We start from the raw sequence: 18,651 nt of genomic DNA on the forward strand, positions 1-18,651 counted from the left end.
AAGTTAAACAGATGGACGGGGATTTTTCAATGCGCTACCGTATGGTAAGTTGTTCATTCTGATCGTCCGATTCGGTTTTCTCATGTCCCTGCATTATCCCCATCCGCATCACCCGGCTGCTGGCGAGCTGACAGAAGTTGCCTCTGGCGTTTTCTGGCTGCGCATGCCGCTGCCGTTTCAGCTTGATCACATCAATCTCTGGCTGCTGCGCGATGGCGCGGGTTGGGTGATTGTTGATACCGGGTTTCCTGATGACGCTGTACGCGAGACATGGGCGCAGATACTCGATCGCCTCGATGGTCCGGTGAATCGTCTGATCGTGACTCATTTTCATCCGGATCATCTGGGTCTGGCAACGTGGCTGATGGAAAGAACCGGCGCGCCGCTGGCGATGACCAGTGGAGAATTCCTGACGGCCCATGTTGTCTGGAACGAAGTCGGCGGGCATGGTGCCCGTTTCATGGTCGAGCAGTTCCGGCAGCACGGCCTGGATAGTGACCATCTGGCGAAATTTGAAAAGCGCGGTTCAGGATATCGCAAGGCCGTACCGGCATTGCCGGATTATTATGATCGCCTGAAGGCGGGCGACAGTGCTACGGTCAACGGGAAAAAATGGCAGATTTTGATAGGTCACGGTCATGCGCCGGAACATATGGCGCTTTACTGCGCTGAACTCGGCGTGTTAATTTCCGGAGACATGCTTTTGCCGAGAATTTCAACCAATATCAGCGTGTTTGCGGCGACCCCAGAGGCTGACGCGCTACGCTGGTTTTTGGCTTCGCTGGACGAAATGGCGCGGGAGATTCCGGAAGAAACACTGGTATTGCCCTCGCATGGCTTGCCTTTCAAAGGTATACAGGCAAGGGTAATGGCATTGCATTCGCATCATGAAGAAAGATTGCAGGCTTTGGAGATAAGTTGTGAACTAGCGCCAAAGAGCGCAGCCGAGTTGCTGGACGTATTGTTTAATCGGACGCTCGATACACACCAAACCATGTTCGCGATGGGCGAGGCAATAGCCCATCTGAACTACCTTGAGCAAGCTGGTCGGCTATCACGCAGCATCGATGCCGACGGAGTGATTCGCTATTCGCGGTTGCAGCACTGACCCGCCACGCACTGACAGAGGGAGTTTCTAGATGTCGCAGCAAAATGAAAACCAGGGAATGAATTTGCCGAACCCGGCCGAGATGGCCAAGACCTACGCCGAAGTCGCACAGCGCGCTTCGCGGCTGATTACCCAGTACATGGAAAAGAAGGCCAAGGATGGCGTAGAAGCGCCGGCCGATGAGCTGGGCGTTGCCAAAGCCTTTATGGACCTGTCGTCCCGTTTGATGGCCAATCCGTACAAGATGGCCCAGACGCAGATGAACATGATGTGGGATTACTTCTCGCTGTGGCAGAACACCAGCATGAAGATGATGGGCATGCCCGGCCCCAATCCCGTCGCAGCGCCAAAAAAGGGTGACAACCGCTTCAAGGACGAAGACTGGGAGCAGCATTTCCTGTTCGACTTCGTCAAGCAGTCCTATCTGATCACGGCGCGTCACCTGCATGACACGGTTGCTGATACCGAAGGCCTGGACGAAGCTACCCAGACCAAGGTCAACTTTTTCACCCGCCAGTACATCGATGCGCTGTCGCCGTCAAATTTTGCCCTGACCAATCCGGAAGTCTTCCGTGAAACCGTCAAGAGCCACGGCCAGAACCTGATCAAGGGCTTGAACAACCTGCTGCACGACGTCGAAGCCGGTGATGGCCAGCTGCGCATCCGCATGACCGATACGTCGGCCTTCGAGATGGGCAAGAACGTTGCCACGACTCAGGGCAAGGTGATCTTCCAGAACGAACTGTTCCAGCTGATCCAGTACAACCCGACGACCCCGGACCAGAACAAGAAGCCCTTCCTGATCGTTCCGCCGTGGATCAACAAGTACTACATCCTCGACCTGCGCGAGAAGAATTCGATGGTCAAGTGGGCCACCGATCAGGGGCACACCACCTTCATCATGTCCTGGATCAATCCGGACGAGAAGCTGTCCAAGCTTTCCTTTGAGAACTACCTGCTTGAAGGCTCGCTTGAAGCCATCAATCAGGTCTGCGCCCACACCGGCGAGGACAGCGTCAATCTGGCCGGCTATTGCCTGGGTGGCACGCTGACCATGACGACCCTGGCTTACATGGCTGCCAAGAAGGACAAGCGCGCCAATTCGGCCACCTTCTTCACCACCATGCTGGACTTTTCGGATCCGGGCGAACTGGGTATCTTCCTTGACGAAGGCGCCGTGTCCGGCCTCGAAAAGCGAATGGCTGAAAAGGGCTTCCTGGAAGGTTCGGAAATGGCCGGCACGTTCAACATGCTGCGCGCCAATGACCTGATCTGGTCCTTCGTGGTCAACAATTACCTGATGGGCAAGGATCCGTTCCCGTTCGACCTGCTCTACTGGAACTCCGATTCGACCCGCATGCCGGCCGCGATGCACAGCTTCTACCTGCGCAACATGTACCTCGGTAACCTGCTCAAGGAGCCGGGTGGTATTGAACTGGGCGGCGTCAAGATCGACATCAGCAAGGTCAAGACACCGTGCTACTTCATCTCCACGATCGAAGATCACATTGCTCCGTGGAAGAGCACCTACATGGGGGCCCGTCTGCCGTCCGGCAAGACCAAGTTTGTGCTGGGTGGCTCCGGCCATATCGCCGGTATCGTCAATCCGCCGGCCGCCAACAAATATGGCTTCTGGACCAATGATGCCACCGACGGCAACCTGCCGGAAAGCCCGGATGACTTCCTTGCTGGCGCTACCCAGAACGCAGGTTCGTGGTGGACGCACTGGAACGAATGGGTTACCAGTCTGCCGGGCGGTTCTGCCAAGGTCAAGGCGCGCAAGCCGGAAGATGGTGCACTCCCTGTCATCGAAGATGCGCCGGGTGCCTATGTCAAGTTCCGTCTGGATACCCAGAAAAAAGCCTGAAAATCAATTCAAGCTTGAATAAAAAAGGAGGCTTCGGCCTCCTTTTTTATTTTGAGAACCATGAGCGATCCGATGTGTCATACCTGCATAGACCGAAAGGAGGCCTGCCATGTTTGACTCGCCCGTTGTCTCCATCCATATTCCTCAGGTATTGCGTGGTTTTGTTGGTGGTCACGATGAAATCACTGCCAGTGGCGATACTGTCGGTGACGTGATTGACGCGCTCGGTCACGAATACCCGGCCATTCGTTCCTACCTGATATCGATGTCCGGTGAATTGCAGCCGGGTGTGGCGGTTTTCCTTGGACCAAGGAGTGTTCGCGAACTGCAGGGCTTGGCAACACCGATTGATCAGGAAGAGGTGGTCAGCATCGTGCCGATTGGTGCGCTCTGAAAATTTCAGTTTTAGTCGAAATTTCCGGTTGACCGCAGCAATCTCTCCGGATGCCTTTGGGGGCTTCAGGTCAGTGACGAAATGGCGCCAGTCGGCCAGGAAGGCTCGGCCACTCAATGGCATCGAGCATGTTTTTGACGATCAGGCCCAGTTCCGTGTCGCCGGTGATTTCCAGCTCACGATTGAAAAAGAGCGTGTCTGGATCTTCCTGACGGGTCAGTAGCTGCAGGTAGGCCGAAAGATTGGCTTCGAAGGCGAGGTGAGGCTCGCGTACGGGACGAAATACCGGACGAAACAGGCCGTCGCGAAAAGTGTAGGACGCTTCTCCACCACTATCCAGCACCCGCACGCGAAACTGCTTGTCTTCGAGCAAGGCGAGTTCGCTTTCGGGTAGCAGCTTCATTTTCAGCGCAGCGTTCAGGGCGCCGACCAAGACCAAGGCATGCGGCCATTGCGGCAGCTTTCGGCCCAGGCTGCCAATGAACGTGGGCAGACGAAATTTCGGGATGCTGAACGGCTCGTTGATGATCATGCTCCTTGTTTCATGCACCCAAGTGGGCGAGGGCTCGCGTGTGGTGCTGGTGGATGCCGGCATCGCCAAACCAGTAGCCGTCGACCAAACCGCTTGTGCTCCATGTTTGGCAATCGACTTGAGCTGATTCACCGCGCCGGGCTGCATCAAAGGCTGCAATGATTTCGTCGATATGCGCCTTTTGCGGGCTGATGCGGACGATATCGATACCCATCTTCAGCATCTCCGGAATTTCATGCAGCAGGTTGTAGCTCTGCGCAGACATGGTCTGGATGCCATTGATGGTCAGGAAATCCTGCCCCTCACGGGTTTTCAAGGTCAGGCCTTCGCTATGGTCGAGACACTTGAACTGGCAATCATCCTTGTTCAGGTCGTAATGGCGTGCCGTGAAACAGCGCGCCGAGAACGCGAGAGGAATCTTGCCAAATGCGAAGACTTCAGTCTCGACGCCTGCCGGCTTGCACCGGTGCAGCGTCTCGATCATCGCCCGCGTGCCCTCCAGTGGCGGAACCCAGCGATTCAGACCAAAGCGGGCGAAAGAGGCCAGTGTTGCCTCGTTGTAGATGTTCAGGTGCGGACCGGCGACGAAATCCTTGCCGTGCACGAGGTTGACGGCGCCAAGATCGTTGGCCTCGAGCATGCAACCAGCATCGTCAATCAGGCGACGTAGCGCCTTCAGGTCGCTTTCGGATTCGATCAAAGCCTGCGCCGAAACGACGACTTGTTTGCCGGCATCGGTCAGATCGCGGGCCAGGCAAATCCAGTCGGTGGTCCGAAGTTGCTGGCGACGCGAACAAACGACTTCGCCGACATAGATGATGTCGAGAGCGGGGTTCTCTGCCATTTCGGCATAGAACGCCATCACTTCAGCCTTGGGCCAGAAATAGAGAAGGGGGCCGAGCGAGAGTTTCATCCAGAGTGTTCCTTTAACGCCATGGCCGACTGTAGGCCCCCAGCGTTGCCTGGCTGCCTTCGGAAACCTTGGCCAGATCCGATTGCCAGGCTGGCTTGATGTAAAAATGCTCAGCACTGTCGCGTAACGCATCGAGCGCGGCGCGCAAGGTGCGGGTGACTTGCGCAACGTAGGTCGGGCTGCGTTGGCGTCCTTCAACCTTGATCGCCTTCACCCCAATCTTGATGATGTCAGGCAGGATTTCCAGTACGTTGAGGCTGGTTGGCTCTTCCAGCGCGTAGTAGGTCTCGCCCTGTACTTCGAAGCGGCCTTTGCACAGAGTGGGGTAACCGGCCGGCTCGTCATCGCCAAAGCAGTCAATCAAGATGCCGTTCAAACGCGTTTCCATGGCACCAGGCTTTTTGTCCCACTTGACGTACTTGGCCGGGGAGCAGGCGCCGACGGTGTTGGGGGATTCGCCGCAGGCGTAGGATGACAACCAGCAGCGCCCCTCGTTCATGACACAAAGGCTGCCAAAGCCGAAGACCTCGATTTCAACGGTCGTGTTCTTGATGACGTGCTCGACCTGGGCCAGGGTCAGAACGCGTGGTAACACGGCGCGGCGGATGCCGAATTCGCGCTGGCAGAAATTGATGGCTTCGTAACTCGTGGCCGAGCCCTGCACGGATAGATGCAGGCGTTGTTGCGGGTGGCGCTGCCGGGCGTAATCGAGCAGGCCGATATCGGCCAGGATAATGGCGTCTGCACCCTGATCGACCGCGGCATCGACGGCATTCTGCCAGTCCTGCACCCGGCCGGCCTGCGGAAAGGTATTGATTGCCAACAGGATTTCCCGGCCTTTGGCATGCGCGTAACGGACACCTTCAGCCATGGTCTTCGCATCGAAATTAAGACCGGCAAAATTGCGGGCATTGGTGTCGTTCTTGAAGCCGAGATAGACGGCATCCGCACCGTTGTCGATGGCTACCTTGAGCGCCGGCAGGCTGCCGGCAGGACAAACGAGGTCGGGAAGGAAGGCCATGGAGACATCCTTGATATCAAGCGGCGGAGTATATCCAGCTCTGCCAGAGAGCCATTGATCCTCGTCAAATCGTCAGCTCATGTCGGGGTCACGCATCCCTTTTCGGCATTAATATATGCTTATTCGCCTGATATTGACTCAGCATCCTTGAGGTATGATTTTATCGATGATTCGTGGTATCAAAAAAGGGTTGAGCAATGACTAAGGAGCGAGTTCTTGTTGTCGATGATGAGCAGTTGAATCTGTTCATCATCGAGGAATTTCTGGAGCAGGAAGACGTCGAACTCGAGACGCACAGTGACCCATTGGCCGCGTGGGCCAGCCTGATTGCACCGGACAGCAATTTTTCGCTGGTCGTGCTTGATCGGATGATGCCGGAACTGGATGGCATGGAGTTCCTGCGCCGGATGAAGCGTGAAACACGCTTCGCTGATATCCCGGTCATCATGCAGACTGCAGCCTCGTCACCTGATCAGGTGCGAGAAGGTCTTGAAGCGGGTGCTTACTACTACCTGACCAAACCCTACGAACCGGAAGCGCTCATTTCAATTGTCCGGGTAGCGATGGAAGACAGGCGGGCGCGCAGTCAGTTGCGTACCAGGGCAGCCCGTCTTGAAGATGCGCAGAAGCTGATTTCCAACGTCGAATACCGCTTTGTTACGATGGATGACATTACCAGCCTGGTGCCTGTTCTGGCCAGTATGTGTCCGGTTCCGGATGTGGTTGCGCCAGGCCTCTCCGACCTGATGGTCAATGCCATCGAGCACGGGAATCTAGGCGTGACCTACCAGGAAAAGTCATCGCTGAAATGGGAGGGGGACTGGGAGGGGGAAATCAACCGTCGCCTTGCGCTACCGCAGTATTGTGATCGTTTTGCGACGATTCGCCTGGAGCGAAATGCGGGTTCTGTGGTGTTTACGATTTCCGATCAAGGGGATGGATTCGATTGGTACAAATTCCTGGGTTTTGATCCGGACCGAGCTTTCGATCCCAATGGCCGAGGTATCGCCATGGCCAAGATGATGAGCTTCACTTCGCTTGAATATCAGGGCAAGGGTAATGTGGTCGTTGCTTCGGTCAGTACCGGAGCCTGACAATCAACGGGTGATGATCGTGGGCTGGTAGCCCAGCGCCCCTCGTATTTTTTCTGCCACCCGTTCCGCGTCGCTGCGACTGGCATAAGGCCCGAGATGAAGGCGATGGATGCCGTCGCCGGGATTGACCCGCATGCTTTCGTTGAGCCAGTCCAGTTCCTGCAACAGGTGATTCTTCAGGTTCTCGGCGTTGTCCTGGCTGGAGAAAGCACCAAGTTGCAGATAAATGCCTTTTATAGCGCCTGTTTCGCCCGGCGTGCTGATTTTCGCTGCTGCCCGAGGCGGTTGCTCCTCAATTGCCATTTGCCTGGACAGTTGTTCGATCTCGTCCTTGTCCGATGTCGTAGGGCGGGGCGGTGGCGATAATTGGGCATAGCTGGTACTGCTCGCCTCGCCGGGGATGATCGCTTCGACATCGACCTGACCGCTGCCGCCATTGACCAAGCCAAGCTTGTAGGCAGCGGTATAGGATAGATCAATGACTCGGTCGGCATGGAAGGGGCCGCGGTCAATGACGCGGACGACCACGGTCTTGCCGCTCTGGACGTTGGTGACGCGGACGTAGGAAGGCAGTGCCAGCGTGGGGTGGGCCGCAGTCATTGCGAACATGTCGTACGGTTCGCCGATCGAAGTTTTCTGACCGTGGAATTTTTTGCCGTACCAACTGGCGATGCCGCGTGCCTTGTAGGGTTTTACTGCGGTGTTTGGTACGTATTCCTTGCCGAGTACCACGTAAGGTTTGGTCGCTGGCTTGTGCAGCGGCTCCCATTTCGGGGCTGCATCAGGGATGTCATCCAGTCCTTCCGGGATCTCTTCTGCCGGACCATCATCCTTGTAGAAGCCACCACCGCGTTTTAGCACGGCGGTCGGCTTTTTTGTCGGTGTCGGAGATTTGGAAATCGGACGTTTTTCGCCGTCGACCGTAGGCGTTTGCATCGGGGCAGGCGGTACGCTGCCACAAGCAGCCAGCAGAATGGTCAGGGCAAGCGTGGTGATGCGCAAGGTCATTTTTTGACGAGCATCCGGTGCGTATGGATGGACATCAGAATACCGACACCGAGGAAAAGTGTCACCAGCGCCGTGCCACCATAGCTCATGAAGGGCAGCGGCACGCCGACGACCGGCAGAATGCCGCTGACCATGCCCATGTTGATAAAGGCATAGGTGAAGAAGCCCAGCGTGATGGCCCCGGCAAGCAGGCGAGAGAATAGCGTGGGTGCGCCCGAGGCGATGATCAAGCCGCGGCCAATGAGCAGGGTGTATAGAAAAATAAGCAGTACATTGCCAATCAGTCCCCATTCTTCGGAATAAACGGCAAAGATGAAATCGGTATGTTTTTCAGGGATGAATTCAAGATGGGTCTGGGTACCATTCAGGTAGCCCTTGCCGAAGGCTCCCCCGGAGCCGATGGCGATAGTCGATTGAATGATGTGGTAACCGGCGCCGAGTGGGTCGGTGGTCGGGTCGATCAATGTCAGGATCCGTTTGCGTTGATAGTCATGCATCATGCCCCAGATGAGCGGTGCAGCGGAGCCGCCGACGACGATCAGCCCGGCAATGACTTTCCAGGGTAGTCCGGCGAAAAAGATAACGTAAAAGCCGGCAGAGCCGACCAGTAGCGCCGTACCGAGGTCGGGTTGCTTGGCAATCAGCGCGAAAGGAACGAGCAGCAATAGCGCGGCCACCATGTAATGCTTCAACCTCAAGGTCGCTTCATATTTCTGGAAATACCAGGCAAGCATGAGTGGCATGGCAATTTTCATGATTTCGGATGGCTGAATGCGCGTAAATCCCAGTGGTAGCCAGCGCTTTGCGCCATTGACCTTGATCCCGAACGCGAATACAGCGACGAGCAGAATGAGCCCGAGGATGTAAAGCGGAATGGCAAAATTCATCAGCTTTTGTGGTGGCAAGCGGGAGACAAACCACATGATGGTCATTGCCACGCCCATATTGCCGAGTTGCGATAGTACGCGTTGGTTGCCGTCAAACGTGGCGGAATACACGGTGGCAAGACCAACCCCCATGATGGCCAGGGTGATGAAAAAAAGCGGAAAATCTATATGGGCGATCAACTGTCGCCAACCGCGACGAAGGGTGCCGGCAATATCGATCATTCTTGCGGATCCTCCTCAATGGCAGCTGGATCTTCAGTTGCTGCGCCACCCGGCAACTTACCGAGCAGGTAGTAGTCCATGACCATGCGTGCTATCGGTGCTGCCGACTGGGCACCGAAGCCCCCGTTTTCGACCAGCACGGCGAGGGCGATTTTCGGCTTGTCAGCCGGGGCGTAGGCGATGAACAAGGCGTGGTCGCGCAACTCCTTCTTGACGCCGCCCTCCTTGTATTGCGCACCCTTCAGGGAGAAAACCTGAGCAGTTCCGGTCTTGCCGGCTGCTTCGTAAGCAGCACCAGCAAACGCACGTGCGCCTGTGCCCTCCTTGTTGACGCCCACCATGGCCCGACGAATAACGTCGATATTGCTTTGCTTCAAATGTAGATCGCGTATTGGCTGCGGTTCAACCGGCCGTTTTTCACCGGTTTTGGTGTCGACCAGGTAATGCACCAGATGCGGCCGGAACATGATCCCGTTGTTGGCGATGGTCGCCGTGGCCTGGGCGAGCTGTATTGGCGTATAGGCGTTGTAGCCTTGGCCAATACCAATCGAGATGGTTTCACCGGCGTACCATTTTTGCTGCTCGGGTTTCTTGAAGCGCTGCCGCTTCCATTCCTGAGAGGGCAAAACACCTTTTGATTCGCCACCGTCGTCCTTGCCGAGATCGACGCCGGTGCGCTGGCCGAAGCCGAGTGAACCCATGAACTTGGAGATATTGTCGATCCCCATGTCGTTGGCCAGCATGTAGTAGTAGGTGTCGCAGGAGTGGACAATGGACTTGTACATGTCGACGCTGCCATGGCCCCCTTTTTTGTCATCGCGGAACTGGTGGTTGCCAAAGTTAAAATAGCCTGGGTCGCTGATGGCCTGACTGGCTGTCCGTTTTCCCATTTCCAGCGCGGCCAGTGCCATGAATGGCTTGAAAGTCGATCCCGGTGGATAGGCGCCGTTGATCGCCCGGTTAACCATGGGCTTGCTCGGGTGTTCGTTGAGATCTTTCCAATTGTCCGGTGTAATGCCGTCGACGAAGAGATTGGGGTCGTAGGTTGGTGTAGAAACCAAGGCAAGGATGCCGCCGGTTGTCGGGTCGATGGCAACCAGTGCCCCTTTTCGATCACCGAAGGCCTGCTCAGTAATCTCCTGCAGCTTGGCATCCAGAGTCAATGCCAGATTGTTGCCTGAAACCGGAGGAATTCGTTTCAAACTGCGCAGCGCTCGGCCGCCAGAATCGATTTCGACTTCCTCATAGCCCGTTTCACCATGCAGTTCGAACTCGTAATGTTGTTCAAGGCCGGTCTTTCCAACGTGATCGGTACCTTTGTAATTCGCCTGTTTTTCGGAGTCCTCGATCCATTTCAGATCGCGGTCGGTAATCCGGCCAATGTAACCAATCGCATGCGAGGCAATGCTGCCCAGTGGATATTGGCGGAACAGACGCGCCTTGACCTCAACGCCGGGGAAACGATAGCGATGTGCGGCAAATTTGGCGACTTCGCCATCGCTAAGGCGCGTACGTATCGGAATCGATTCGAAATTCTTGGCTTCGTCCAGCAGGCGCTTGAAGCGCTTGCGGTCCTTCGGCTGAATGTCGATGAGCTCTCCCAGGGCATCAATGGTGGCTTCAAGATTGCCTGCCTGCGAAGGCGTGATTTCGAGCGTGAAGGCCGAATAATTGTGAGCCAGAACCACGCCATTGCGGTCGGTGATTACTCCGCGGTTGGGCACGATGGGAATCAGTGCAATCCGGTTGTCTTCGGCGCGTGTCTGGTAAAAGTCGTGATGGATTACTTGCAACCAGACGAAGCGGCCAAGCAGCAGGCAAAAGGCCAGCAGGACGAAAATTGCCGCAAAGCCCAGGCGGAAGCGAAAACGGTCGAGATCGGCTTCCGGATTAGTGAAATTACCCACTTACAGCTCGCCTCCGCCCTAAATCGGGCGGTTGGGGTCCTGCTCAACCGGCCGGTATTGCGGCAGGAGCAGGATAAAGGTCGCGGGTATCCATAGCAAGGTTGCCACGAAGGGACCAATGAAATAGCCCCAGCCCGGAAAGTCAGCACCGACGGCCAGACGCATCAACGCTTGCAGGAGTTGTGTGGCCAACAACAGTGGCATGATCTGCAAAGCCTGCTGGATCAGTGGAAACCAAAGAATTCGCCGGGATAGTGCCGATGCCGTGTAGGCCAGTAGTACATAGGCAAAGCAATGCTGACCGAGAATGGCACCGTCGGCAACATCCATCAGGAGACCCAGCACGAATCCCCAACCCATGCCCACTTTGTGAAATTCGCGCACACTCCAGAAACACAGCACCAAGGCTACCCAGTCCGGCATCCCTGGCCAGTGTGCGGTAGGCAGGAAGTTGAGCAATGCGGCAGCGATCAGGCTGAAGAAAATAAACCACGGGTGAACGGGTAACAGGATGCGCGAGGAGGAAAAAGTCGGTTGCATTAGTTTTCCTTGCTTGCGGATTTTTTCTTGCCGCGCAACGCTGGCTTGTCGCCGTTACTACCCGGGCGACCGATCGAGGCGGGAGGCGCTGGCGGCAAGGGCTGGCGTGGGTCAAGAACCATCACCTCACCGAAGTTTTCGACGCCGGCGATGGGCGTGCAGAATATTCGAGCGAAAGAGTACGCGCTGTCGCGTTCAATATTGACGATCTTGGCCACAGGGAATCCAGGCAGATAAACGCCATCCAGTCCCGAGGTAACCAATATGTCGCCGACCTGAATGTCTGCGTTGGCAGGCATATAGCGTAATTCCAGTTGTCCGTTGCCCAGCCCGAAGACAACCGAGCGTTGCCCGCTACGTACAATTTGTACCGGCACGATCTGGTCTTTGTCGGTAATCAGCGTAATTTCTGCCGAGAACGGGAAGACGCGGGTCACCTGCCCGACAACACCTGCTTCATCAATGGCCGGCTGTCCGGCGACAATGCCTGCTTGCTGGCCTTTGTCGACAATGACCTTGCGCGAAAATGGATCGCGGGCGGTGTATAGAATCTGGGTGACCTGGCCGCTGGCTTTCTCCCGCTCCTTGACGGCAAGCAACTTGCGCAGTCGATCGTTCTCTGACTCCAACTGCGCCAAGCGTTGCAAATTCGGTGCGGTGGTGAGCTGATTGTGCCTTAACTCACCATTTTCCTGCTGCAATGCGCGCATGCCTTGCAGATAGCTGGCTGCGTAGTCGACGAGGCTACCCGGTGTTTGCGCAACGCGCTGGACCGGGTCGACGATTAACGCAATGCTTTGCCTTAGCAGCTCAAGGCTCTTGAAGCGGAGGTCGACGACAAATATCGCCAGCGATACGGCGATGTAGAAAGTCAGAAGGGCCAGCGGTGCTGGCCCTCGCTTAAAAAACGGTGGAGGCGCGTGATTCATGCCGGCCATCGTTCAAACCTGGCTTGTTGCGGTCAATGCTTAGTCCGAGGCAAAAATGCTACCCAGCTTATCCATCTTTTCCAGCGCCATGCCGCAACCGCGAGCAACGCAGGTCAGAGGTTCGTCGGCAACGATGACTGGCAGGCCGGTTTCTTCCATCAGCAGACGGTCGAGGTCGCGCAACAGGGCGCCACCACCGGTAAGCACCATGCCCTTTTCGGCAATGTCGGCGCCGAGTTCGGGCGGTGTCTTTTCCAGCGCGGATTTGACGGCAGAAACGATCTGGTTTAGTGGGTCGGTCAGCGCTTCAAGGATTTCGTTGGAAGAAATCGTGAACTTGCGCGGGATGCCTTCAGCCTTGTTGATGCCGGAGACTTCCATTTCCTTGACCTCAGCACCCGGGAAGGCGGAGCCGATGTTCTTCTTGATGTTTTCAGCGGTGTTTTCGCCGATCATCATGCCGTAATTGCGACTGATGTAATTGATGATGGCTTCATCGAGCTTGTCGCCACCGACGCGGACAGAGCCGGCATAGACCATGCCGCCGAGCGAGATAACACCAACTTCAGTTGTGCCACCACCAATATCGACGACCATCGAGCCCGTCGCTTCAGAGACCGGTAGACCGGCACCGATTGCGGCAGCCATCGGCTCCTCAATCAGGTAGACCTGGCTGGCACCGGCGCCGAGCGCGGATTCGCGGATGGCACGGCGTTCAACCTGGGTTGAGCCGGAGGGCACGCAGATGATGATGCGCGGGCTCGGGCTGAACAGCTTGGAGTCATGCACCTTCTTGATGAATTGCTTGAGCATTTGCTCGGTGACCGTAAAGTCGGCGATGACGCCGTCCTTCATCGGGCGAATAACGGTAATGGTGCCCGGTGCCTTGCCAAGCATGTCCTTGGCTTCCCGGCCGACGGCCTGGATGGTTTTTTTGGCATTGGGGCCGCCTTCGAGGCGAATGGCAACGACCGAGGGTTCATCGAGAACAATGGAACGTCCGCGAACGTAAATCAGCGTATTCGCTGTGCCAAGGTCGATGGCTAAATCATTTGAGAAATATTTGCTTAGGAAACCGAACATCTATTGTGACTCCGCTTGGGGGGGTGCGGTAGGGAAAACTTTTATGATACCTTATAACGCTTTACATTTTAAGACTTTGTGCGCTGCAATAAAGTCTTTGGCTCCCATGTCGCTCACATTAGAACAGGTTAAGCGCATCGCCCACCTCGCCAGAATCGAGACAAGCGATGCCGAAGCTTTGACCACCCAAGGCCATCTCAATGGCATTTTTCAGTTGATTGAACAAATGCAGGCGGTCGATACCGAAGGTGTCGAGCCGATGGCTCATGCTCAGGATCTCAGTCAGCGCCTGCGCGAAGACGCTGTGACAGAAGGCGACCGTTGTGCTGCCTATCAGGCAATCGCGCCGGAAGTTGAAGCCGGCCTATATCTCGTGCCGAAGGTGATCGAATGATCAATGCCAGCCTGAAAGAACTTTCGCAGGCCCTGGCAGCGAAGAAAATTTCCAGTGTTGAACTCTCCACGCTGTTTCTCGACCGCATTGAACGCCTGAATCCAACACTCAATGCCTTTGTTACGGTCGACCGGGAAAAAAGCCTGAAAATGGCAACTTTTGCCGATGCCCGTATTGCTGACGGAACAGCGGGGCCGCTCACCGGTATCCCGATCGCACAGAAGGATATCTTCTGTGCCGAAGGCTGGCGGACGACCTGTGGTTCGAAAATGTTGGCCAATTTCATCTCGCCCTACGATGCGACGGTGATCCACAAAATGCACGCTGAGGCTGGACTGGTTTCGCTCGGCAAGACGAACATGGATGAATTTGCCATGGGTTCGTCAAACGAAACATCATTCTTTGGCCCGGTACGTAATCCCTGGGATATCGAACGTGTGCCCGGTGGTTCCTCCGGTGGCTCGGCGGCGGCGGTGGCTGCGCGTCTGGCGCCGGCCGCTACCGGAACCGATACGGGCGGCTCGATTCGTCAGCCGGCGGCACTGTGCAACCTGACCGGCCTGAAGCCGACCTATGGTGTGGTGTCCCGCTACGGCATGATCGCCTTTGCTTCATCGCTCGATCAGGGTGGCCCGATGGCGGCCAGCGCCGAGGATTGTGCGCTGTTGCTCAATACCATGGTTGGCTTCGATGAGCGCGATTCGACGTCCTTGGAGCGCCCTGTCGAGGATTACACCCGCGATCTCGAAAAGCCGTTGAATGGTCTGCGCATCGGCTTGCCGAAAGAGTTTTTTGGTGAAGGCTGCGATGCCGAGGTGATGGCTGCCGTGCGTGCTGCCATTGCGGAATACGAAAGACTCGGTGCAACGACGGTCGAGGTCTCGCTGCCTAATTCTCATCTCTCGGTACCGGCCTACTATGTCATCGCGCCGGCTGAAGCTAGCTCCAATCTGAGTCGTTTTGACGGTGTCCGATATGGTTATCGGGCGCCGGATTACGGCAATCTCGACGACATGTACATGAAGAGTCGGGCCCAGGGCTTCGGCGCCGAGGTCAAGCGTCGAATCCTGATTGGTGCTTATGTGCTCTCGCACGGCTATTACGATGCTTATTACCTGCAGGCACAGCGCATCCGTCGCTTGATTGCCAATGACTTCGTCGAAGCCTTCAGGCAGTGTGATGTGATCATGGGGCCGACGTCGCCTTCCACGGCCTTCAAGCTTGGCGAAAAGGCAGCCGATCCGGTGCAGATGTATTTGTCCGACATCTATACCATCGCTGTCAATCTGGCTGGTTTGCCGGGTATGTCAGTGCCTTGCGGCTTTATCGGGGGCTTGCCGGTCGGCTTGCAATTGATTGGCAACTATTTTGCCGAAGGGCAGTTGCTAAATGTGGCGCACCGCTATCAGCAGGCAACCGACTGGCATCTACGCCGGGCGGCCATCGAATAGCTATGTGGCGGCAGTTGCTGCTCGTTGTCTTTTTGGCAGCGGCCGGTTGTGCCGAGGTTGAAAAGCAACCTGGTGCCGAGTTAGGGCGGGAGTCTGGTCGCGCCAGCTCGTCGACAGAGTCCGGCATGCCAAAGATGAAGGCATCGACCCTGCGGCTGTTGGCTAGCCGCAACATGAAGCCGCAGCCGACGCGTCCGCTCAATGTGAGTTCGCATTGTTCGCACAAGGATGAGATCGGTACGCAAACCAGTCTGGATCTGCTGGTCAAGGAGGCCGAGATCAAGACATTTGATGCGCAGGTCAGCATGAAAGGGTACGGCACATGCCGCTTTAACCTGAATGAATTTGACCAGGTGGAGAGACTGCCGCAAGCATTGCTGCGCCATAAAAAGCATTCAGGTTGCCTCGTGCGCATGTGGGAGGAGGGACCCAAAGTGACAGTTGCCTTCAACAGTTGCCCGAAATCCTGCGAAGGAAATGCATTCAGCTATCTTTGGCCAATCTTGGTCGAGGCAGATTCAGGGCGTTGTTTCTAAACGGATGAAATGATGAAACAGTGGGAAGTAGTGATTGGTATCGAGACGCATGCGCAACTCTCGACGGTTTCGAAAATTTTCTCCGGTGCCTCGACGGCATTCGGCGCGGCTCCTAATACCCAGGCTTGCGCTGTGGACCTCGCCTTGCCCGGTGTATTGCCGGTGCTCAACAAAAAGGCGGTCGAGTGTGCCATTCGCTTCGGCTTGGCCATTGGCGCCGAAGTCGCCCAGAAATCGGTCTTTGCCCGCAAGAACTACTTTTATCCGGATCTGCCGAAGGGCTACCAGATCAGCCAGATGGACCTTCCGGTCGTTGTTGGCGGTAACATCACGCTGCAGGTCGGTCAGGGTGACAAGGCTTACGAGAAAGTGGTTCGCCTGACGCGCGCCCACTTGGAAGAGGATGCTGGCAAGTCGCTGCACGAAGATTTTCAGGGCAAATCCGGCATCGATCTCAATCGGGCCGGTACGCCGTTACTTGAAATCGTTTCTGAGCCGGATATGCGCTCGTCTGACGAGGCGGTTGCGTATGCCAAATCCTTGCACGCCCTTGTTCGCTGGATCGGAATTTGCGATGGCAACATGCAGGAAGGCTCCTTCCGTTGCGACGCCAATGTGTCGGTTCGTCCGAAAGGCCAGGCCGAATTCGGTACCCGCCGTGAAATCAAGAATCTAAACTCGTTCCGTTTCCTGAAAGAGGCTATCGACTTCGAGGTCCAGTGGCAGATCAACGAAATCTCGGAAGGCCGCAAGATTCAGCAGGCCACGGTGCTCTTCGATCCCGATGCTGGCGAGACGCGCATGATGCGCAGCAAGGAAGACGCGCACGACTATCGCTATTTCCCGGATCCGGACTTGCTACCACTGGTGATTTCGAGCGACTGGATCGCTCGTGTCAAGGCTGATTTGCCGGAATTGCCCACTCAGATGCGCGAGCGTTTTGTCAGCGATCTGGGACTTTCCTCATACGATGCGACAAGCTTGACGGCAAATTCAGAAATGGCCAGTTTTTTCCAGTTGACCGTGGAAATCGCCGGAAAAGCCAACGCCAAGCCCTGTGCCAACTGGATCATGGTTGATTTGGCCGCACGCTTGAATAAAGAAGGCCGGGATCTTGCAGATTCACCTGTGTCAGCCGCGCAATTGGCTGGTCTGGTTCAACGCATTGCCGACAACACGATCTCCAACAACATTGCGAAGAAAGTATTCGATGCCCTGTGGAGTGGTGATGGGGCCACCGCTGATGAGGTCATCGAAAAACAGGGGCTGAAGCAGATTACCGATAGCGGTGCTATTGAGTCGCTGGTTGATGAGGTGATTGCGGCCAATCCTGCGAATGTGGCGGAATTCAAGGCAGGCAAGGAAAAAGCGTTCAATGCATTGGTGGGTCAGGTCATGAAGGCGGCCAAGGGCAAGGCCAATCCACAGCAGGTCAACGACTTGTTGAAACAGAAGCTGGCCAGCTGATCAGCGAATCGATGGTGGGGCGCCGACCGCTGAGTTTGGCGCCTTACGTGTCAGTTCGAAATAGCGCCGGCGGTCAGCATCATATTTCGCCTTGATTGCTTCGAAATCGCGCTTTTTCATGGCGAGCAGGTCTTGCTGCAGTTTGATCTCATGCTCGAGCGCGCGGAGATCTTGATCCAATCCCGTTGGGAGTGCCTTTTTCTTGTAAAACTCGGCCTCATCTTCAAATTTCTTGCGCTTGGTACGTGCCGCATCGATCCTAGCGATGGTGGCCAGGATGGCAAAATTCACGTCCGCTTCGGCTTTTTGTTGGGCGAAATCGATGTCTTCAGGCGTCGCGTAGGTGTCAAGCAAGGCTTGGTCACGCCGCCGCTGCTCTCTGCTACTGTCCTCTAGCTGCTTGCGCCGTCGATTTTCGACAATTTGTTCGGCTTTCTGCTCCGCCGTTAGCGGCGCCCCTACTTCCTTGGAAATATTGCCACCGCTATCGAGTACTCTGTAGGCACGTCCGCGACATTGTTCCGGAAGTGTGTCGCCGCATATCCGACGACCATTGTTAGGATCCTGGCAGCAGTAAAACTCGCCGGCTGCCTGCGCTGGGCCCAGCGATATCAGTAGCAGAGTGGCAAGTAGATAATTAGGCATTGATACCGTACTGTTCCCGATAGCGGGTGACAGCGTCGCGATGGACAGCGAATTCGGGGTGGTGAGTGAGGAATGCCATCAGATCGCTGAGTCCTGCCACGGCAACGACAGGAATACCGTAGTCGCGCTGGACTTCCTGCACCGCTGAGAGGTTGCCTTGGCCACGCTCCTGACGATCCAAAGCAATCAAAACACCTGCAGGCGTGGCGCCGGCCGCACGAATCAACTCAACCGACTCCCGGACCGAGGTGCCCGCAGAAATTACATCGTCAACAATCAGTACGCGACCGGTCAATGGTGCGCCAACAATGTTGCCGCCTTCGCCGTGATCTTTCGCTTCCTTGCGATTGAAAGCAAAGGGAAAATTTTGACCATGTTGAGCCAGTGCAATGGTAATCGCCGCTACTAACGGTATGCCTTTGTAAGCAGGGCCAAACAGCATGTCGAATTGGACACCGCCGGCTTCGGCAGCTTTGGCGTAGAATTCTGCCAAGCGCCCCAAGGAGTTGCCGTCGTTAAATAGCCCGGCATTAAAGAAATAGGGTGAAAGCCGCCCAGCCTTGGTCTTGAATTCTCCAAAGCGCAGTACTTGGCAGTTGAGTGCGAACTCGATGAAATCCTGACGAAAATCCATATTTTTCCATTTAATTTGA

Annotated in this window: 19 protein-coding genes; 8 read left to right on the top strand and 11 right to left on the bottom strand. The window is 55.9% G+C overall.

The window, feature by feature from the left end; translation table 11 throughout:
* Nucleotides 1-82 precede the first annotated feature (82 nt).
* The 3 genes from IPJ12_10125 to IPJ12_10135 all read left to right on the top strand — a co-directional run bounded on the left by IPJ12_10125 (nucleotide 83) and on the right by IPJ12_10135 (nucleotide 3,369).
* Nucleotides 83-1,108 carry an MBL fold metallo-hydrolase gene (locus IPJ12_10125; GenBank protein MBK7647502.1) on the top strand — a complete coding sequence of 342 codons (1,026 nt, stop codon included), beginning with the start codon at nucleotides 83-85 and terminating at the stop codon, nucleotides 1,106-1,108.
* 31 nt (nucleotides 1,109-1,139) lie between these two features.
* On the top strand, nucleotides 1,140-2,975 hold the full coding sequence (gene phaC, locus IPJ12_10130; GenBank protein MBK7647503.1) for a class I poly(R)-hydroxyalkanoic acid synthase: 1,836 nt from the start codon (nucleotides 1,140-1,142) through the stop codon (nucleotides 2,973-2,975).
* A 109-nt stretch (nucleotides 2,976-3,084) separates the two neighbouring features.
* The gene (locus IPJ12_10135) at nucleotides 3,085-3,369 is read left to right on the top strand and encodes a MoaD/ThiS family protein (GenBank protein ID MBK7647504.1); all 285 of its coding nucleotides are present in this window, start codon (nucleotides 3,085-3,087) and stop codon (nucleotides 3,367-3,369) included.
* 70 nt (nucleotides 3,370-3,439) lie between these two features.
* Here IPJ12_10135 and IPJ12_10140 read toward each other — a convergent pair whose 3' ends face one another.
* The 3 genes from IPJ12_10140 to IPJ12_10150 are packed head-to-tail and all read right to left on the bottom strand — an operon-like array spanning nucleotide 3,440 to nucleotide 5,835.
* Nucleotides 3,440-3,895 carry an SCP2 sterol-binding domain-containing protein gene (locus IPJ12_10140; protein ID MBK7647505.1) on the bottom strand — a complete coding sequence of 152 codons (456 nt, stop codon included), beginning with the start codon at nucleotides 3,893-3,895 and terminating at the stop codon, nucleotides 3,440-3,442.
* A 16-nt stretch (nucleotides 3,896-3,911) separates the two neighbouring features.
* The gene (locus IPJ12_10145; protein ID MBK7647506.1) at nucleotides 3,912-4,814 is read right to left on the bottom strand and encodes a U32 family peptidase; all 903 of its coding nucleotides are present in this window, start codon (nucleotides 4,812-4,814) and stop codon (nucleotides 3,912-3,914) included.
* 13 nt (nucleotides 4,815-4,827) lie between these two features.
* Nucleotides 4,828-5,835 carry a U32 family peptidase gene (locus IPJ12_10150; protein ID MBK7647507.1) on the bottom strand — a complete coding sequence of 336 codons (1,008 nt, stop codon included), beginning with the start codon at nucleotides 5,833-5,835 and terminating at the stop codon, nucleotides 4,828-4,830.
* Between the two features lie 197 nt (nucleotides 5,836-6,032).
* On the opposite strand from IPJ12_10150, the gene IPJ12_10155 reads away from it, so the two are divergent.
* Nucleotides 6,033-6,929, top strand: coding sequence for a response regulator (locus tag IPJ12_10155; GenBank protein MBK7647508.1), 897 nt, complete (start codon nucleotides 6,033-6,035; stop codon nucleotides 6,927-6,929).
* 3 nt (nucleotides 6,930-6,932) lie between these two features.
* On the opposite strand, the gene IPJ12_10160 is transcribed toward IPJ12_10155, so the two are convergent.
* From IPJ12_10160 to IPJ12_10185, 6 genes are all read right to left on the bottom strand, one after another.
* On the bottom strand, nucleotides 6,933-7,865 hold the full coding sequence (locus tag IPJ12_10160) for a septal ring lytic transglycosylase RlpA family protein (GenBank protein MBK7647509.1): 933 nt from the start codon (nucleotides 7,863-7,865) through the stop codon (nucleotides 6,933-6,935).
* 68 nt (nucleotides 7,866-7,933) lie between these two features.
* Nucleotides 7,934-9,046 carry a rod shape-determining protein RodA gene (gene rodA / locus IPJ12_10165; protein ID MBK7647510.1) on the bottom strand — a complete coding sequence of 371 codons (1,113 nt, stop codon included), beginning with the start codon at nucleotides 9,044-9,046 and terminating at the stop codon, nucleotides 7,934-7,936.
* Nucleotides 9,043-10,953 carry a penicillin-binding protein 2 gene (gene mrdA / locus IPJ12_10170; protein MBK7647511.1) on the bottom strand — a complete coding sequence of 637 codons (1,911 nt, stop codon included), beginning with the start codon at nucleotides 10,951-10,953 and terminating at the stop codon, nucleotides 9,043-9,045. The genes rodA and mrdA overlap by 4 nt, the downstream gene beginning before the upstream one ends.
* An 18-nt stretch (nucleotides 10,954-10,971) precedes the next feature.
* A complete protein-coding gene (gene mreD, locus IPJ12_10175; protein MBK7647512.1) occupies nucleotides 10,972-11,493 on the bottom strand; it encodes a rod shape-determining protein MreD in 522 nt (173 codons plus the stop codon).
* Complete coding sequence (mreC, locus tag IPJ12_10180; protein MBK7647513.1) at nucleotides 11,493-12,431, bottom strand: rod shape-determining protein MreC; 939 nt, start codon at nucleotides 12,429-12,431, stop codon at nucleotides 11,493-11,495. The genes mreD and mreC overlap by 1 nt, the downstream gene beginning before the upstream one ends.
* Nucleotides 12,432-12,461: 30 nt before the next feature.
* Entirely contained in the window at nucleotides 12,462-13,505 is a 1,044-nt protein-coding gene (locus IPJ12_10185; protein ID MBK7647514.1) for a rod shape-determining protein, read from the bottom strand.
* 106 nt (nucleotides 13,506-13,611) lie between these two features.
* Between IPJ12_10185 and gatC the strand changes: the two genes are divergently transcribed.
* Genes gatC through gatB form a run of 4 tightly spaced genes read left to right on the top strand, consistent with a single transcriptional unit; the run spans nucleotide 13,612 to nucleotide 17,353 of the window.
* Nucleotides 13,612-13,899 (top strand): Asp-tRNA(Asn)/Glu-tRNA(Gln) amidotransferase subunit GatC, encoded by a 288-nt coding sequence (gene gatC / locus IPJ12_10190; GenBank protein ID MBK7647515.1) that lies wholly within the window; start codon nucleotides 13,612-13,614, stop codon nucleotides 13,897-13,899.
* Nucleotides 13,896-15,350, top strand: coding sequence for an Asp-tRNA(Asn)/Glu-tRNA(Gln) amidotransferase subunit GatA (gene gatA / locus IPJ12_10195; protein ID MBK7647516.1), 1,455 nt, complete (start codon nucleotides 13,896-13,898; stop codon nucleotides 15,348-15,350). Before gatC ends, gatA begins: the two co-directional genes overlap by 4 nt.
* A 2-nt stretch (nucleotides 15,351-15,352) precedes the next feature.
* On the top strand, nucleotides 15,353-15,886 hold the full coding sequence (locus IPJ12_10200) for a hypothetical protein (GenBank protein ID MBK7647517.1): 534 nt from the start codon (nucleotides 15,353-15,355) through the stop codon (nucleotides 15,884-15,886).
* Between the two features lie 12 nt (nucleotides 15,887-15,898).
* Nucleotides 15,899-17,353 carry an Asp-tRNA(Asn)/Glu-tRNA(Gln) amidotransferase subunit GatB gene (gene gatB, locus IPJ12_10205; protein ID MBK7647518.1) on the top strand — a complete coding sequence of 485 codons (1,455 nt, stop codon included), beginning with the start codon at nucleotides 15,899-15,901 and terminating at the stop codon, nucleotides 17,351-17,353.
* On the opposite strand, the gene IPJ12_10210 is transcribed toward gatB, so the two are convergent.
* Both IPJ12_10210 and pyrE read right to left on the bottom strand, forming a co-directional pair.
* The gene (locus IPJ12_10210) at nucleotides 17,354-17,998 is read right to left on the bottom strand and encodes a hypothetical protein (GenBank protein ID MBK7647519.1); all 645 of its coding nucleotides are present in this window, start codon (nucleotides 17,996-17,998) and stop codon (nucleotides 17,354-17,356) included.
* Nucleotides 17,991-18,632 carry an orotate phosphoribosyltransferase gene (pyrE, locus tag IPJ12_10215; GenBank protein ID MBK7647520.1) on the bottom strand — a complete coding sequence of 214 codons (642 nt, stop codon included), beginning with the start codon at nucleotides 18,630-18,632 and terminating at the stop codon, nucleotides 17,991-17,993. The genes IPJ12_10210 and pyrE overlap by 8 nt, the downstream gene beginning before the upstream one ends.
* Nucleotides 18,633-18,651: the final 19 nt, after the last annotated feature.

It is taken from the genome of Betaproteobacteria bacterium (assembly GCA_016709965.1).
GTDB classification, from domain to species: Bacteria; Pseudomonadota; Gammaproteobacteria; order Burkholderiales; family Rhodocyclaceae; genus Azonexus; species Azonexus amarohabitans.

Coding starts and splice junctions, on each gene's coding strand:
- IPJ12_10125 (MBK7647502.1), top strand. CDS start 83: ATGTCCCTGCATTATCCCCATCCGCATCACCCGGCTGCTGGCGAGCTG.
- phaC (MBK7647503.1), top strand. CDS start 1,140: ATGTCGCAGCAAAATGAAAACCAGGGAATGAATTTGCCGAACCCGGCC.
- IPJ12_10135 (MBK7647504.1), top strand. CDS start 3,085: ATGTTTGACTCGCCCGTTGTCTCCATCCATATTCCTCAGGTATTGCGT.
- IPJ12_10145 (MBK7647506.1), bottom strand. CDS start 4,814: ATGAAACTCTCGCTCGGCCCCCTTCTCTATTTCTGGCCCAAGGCTGAA.
- IPJ12_10150 (MBK7647507.1), bottom strand. CDS start 5,835: ATGGCCTTCCTTCCCGACCTCGTTTGTCCTGCCGGCAGCCTGCCGGCG.
- IPJ12_10155 (MBK7647508.1), top strand. CDS start 6,033: ATGACTAAGGAGCGAGTTCTTGTTGTCGATGATGAGCAGTTGAATCTG.
- IPJ12_10160 (MBK7647509.1), bottom strand. CDS start 7,865: ATGCAAACGCCTACGGTCGACGGCGAAAAACGTCCGATTTCCAAATCT.
- rodA (MBK7647510.1), bottom strand. CDS start 9,046: ATGATCGATATTGCCGGCACCCTTCGTCGCGGTTGGCGACAGTTGATC.
- mreD (MBK7647512.1), bottom strand. CDS start 11,493: ATGCAACCGACTTTTTCCTCCTCGCGCATCCTGTTACCCGTTCACCCG.
- mreC (MBK7647513.1), bottom strand. CDS start 12,431: ATGGCCGGCATGAATCACGCGCCTCCACCGTTTTTTAAGCGAGGGCCA.
- IPJ12_10185 (MBK7647514.1), bottom strand. CDS start 13,505: ATGTTCGGTTTCCTAAGCAAATATTTCTCAAATGATTTAGCCATCGAC.
- gatC (MBK7647515.1), top strand. CDS start 13,612: ATGTCGCTCACATTAGAACAGGTTAAGCGCATCGCCCACCTCGCCAGA.
- gatA (MBK7647516.1), top strand. CDS start 13,896: ATGATCAATGCCAGCCTGAAAGAACTTTCGCAGGCCCTGGCAGCGAAG.
- IPJ12_10200 (MBK7647517.1), top strand. CDS start 15,353: ATGTGGCGGCAGTTGCTGCTCGTTGTCTTTTTGGCAGCGGCCGGTTGT.
- gatB (MBK7647518.1), top strand. CDS start 15,899: ATGAAACAGTGGGAAGTAGTGATTGGTATCGAGACGCATGCGCAACTC.
- IPJ12_10210 (MBK7647519.1), bottom strand. CDS start 17,998: ATGCCTAATTATCTACTTGCCACTCTGCTACTGATATCGCTGGGCCCA.
- pyrE (MBK7647520.1), bottom strand. CDS start 18,632: ATGGATTTTCGTCAGGATTTCATCGAGTTCGCACTCAACTGCCAAGTA.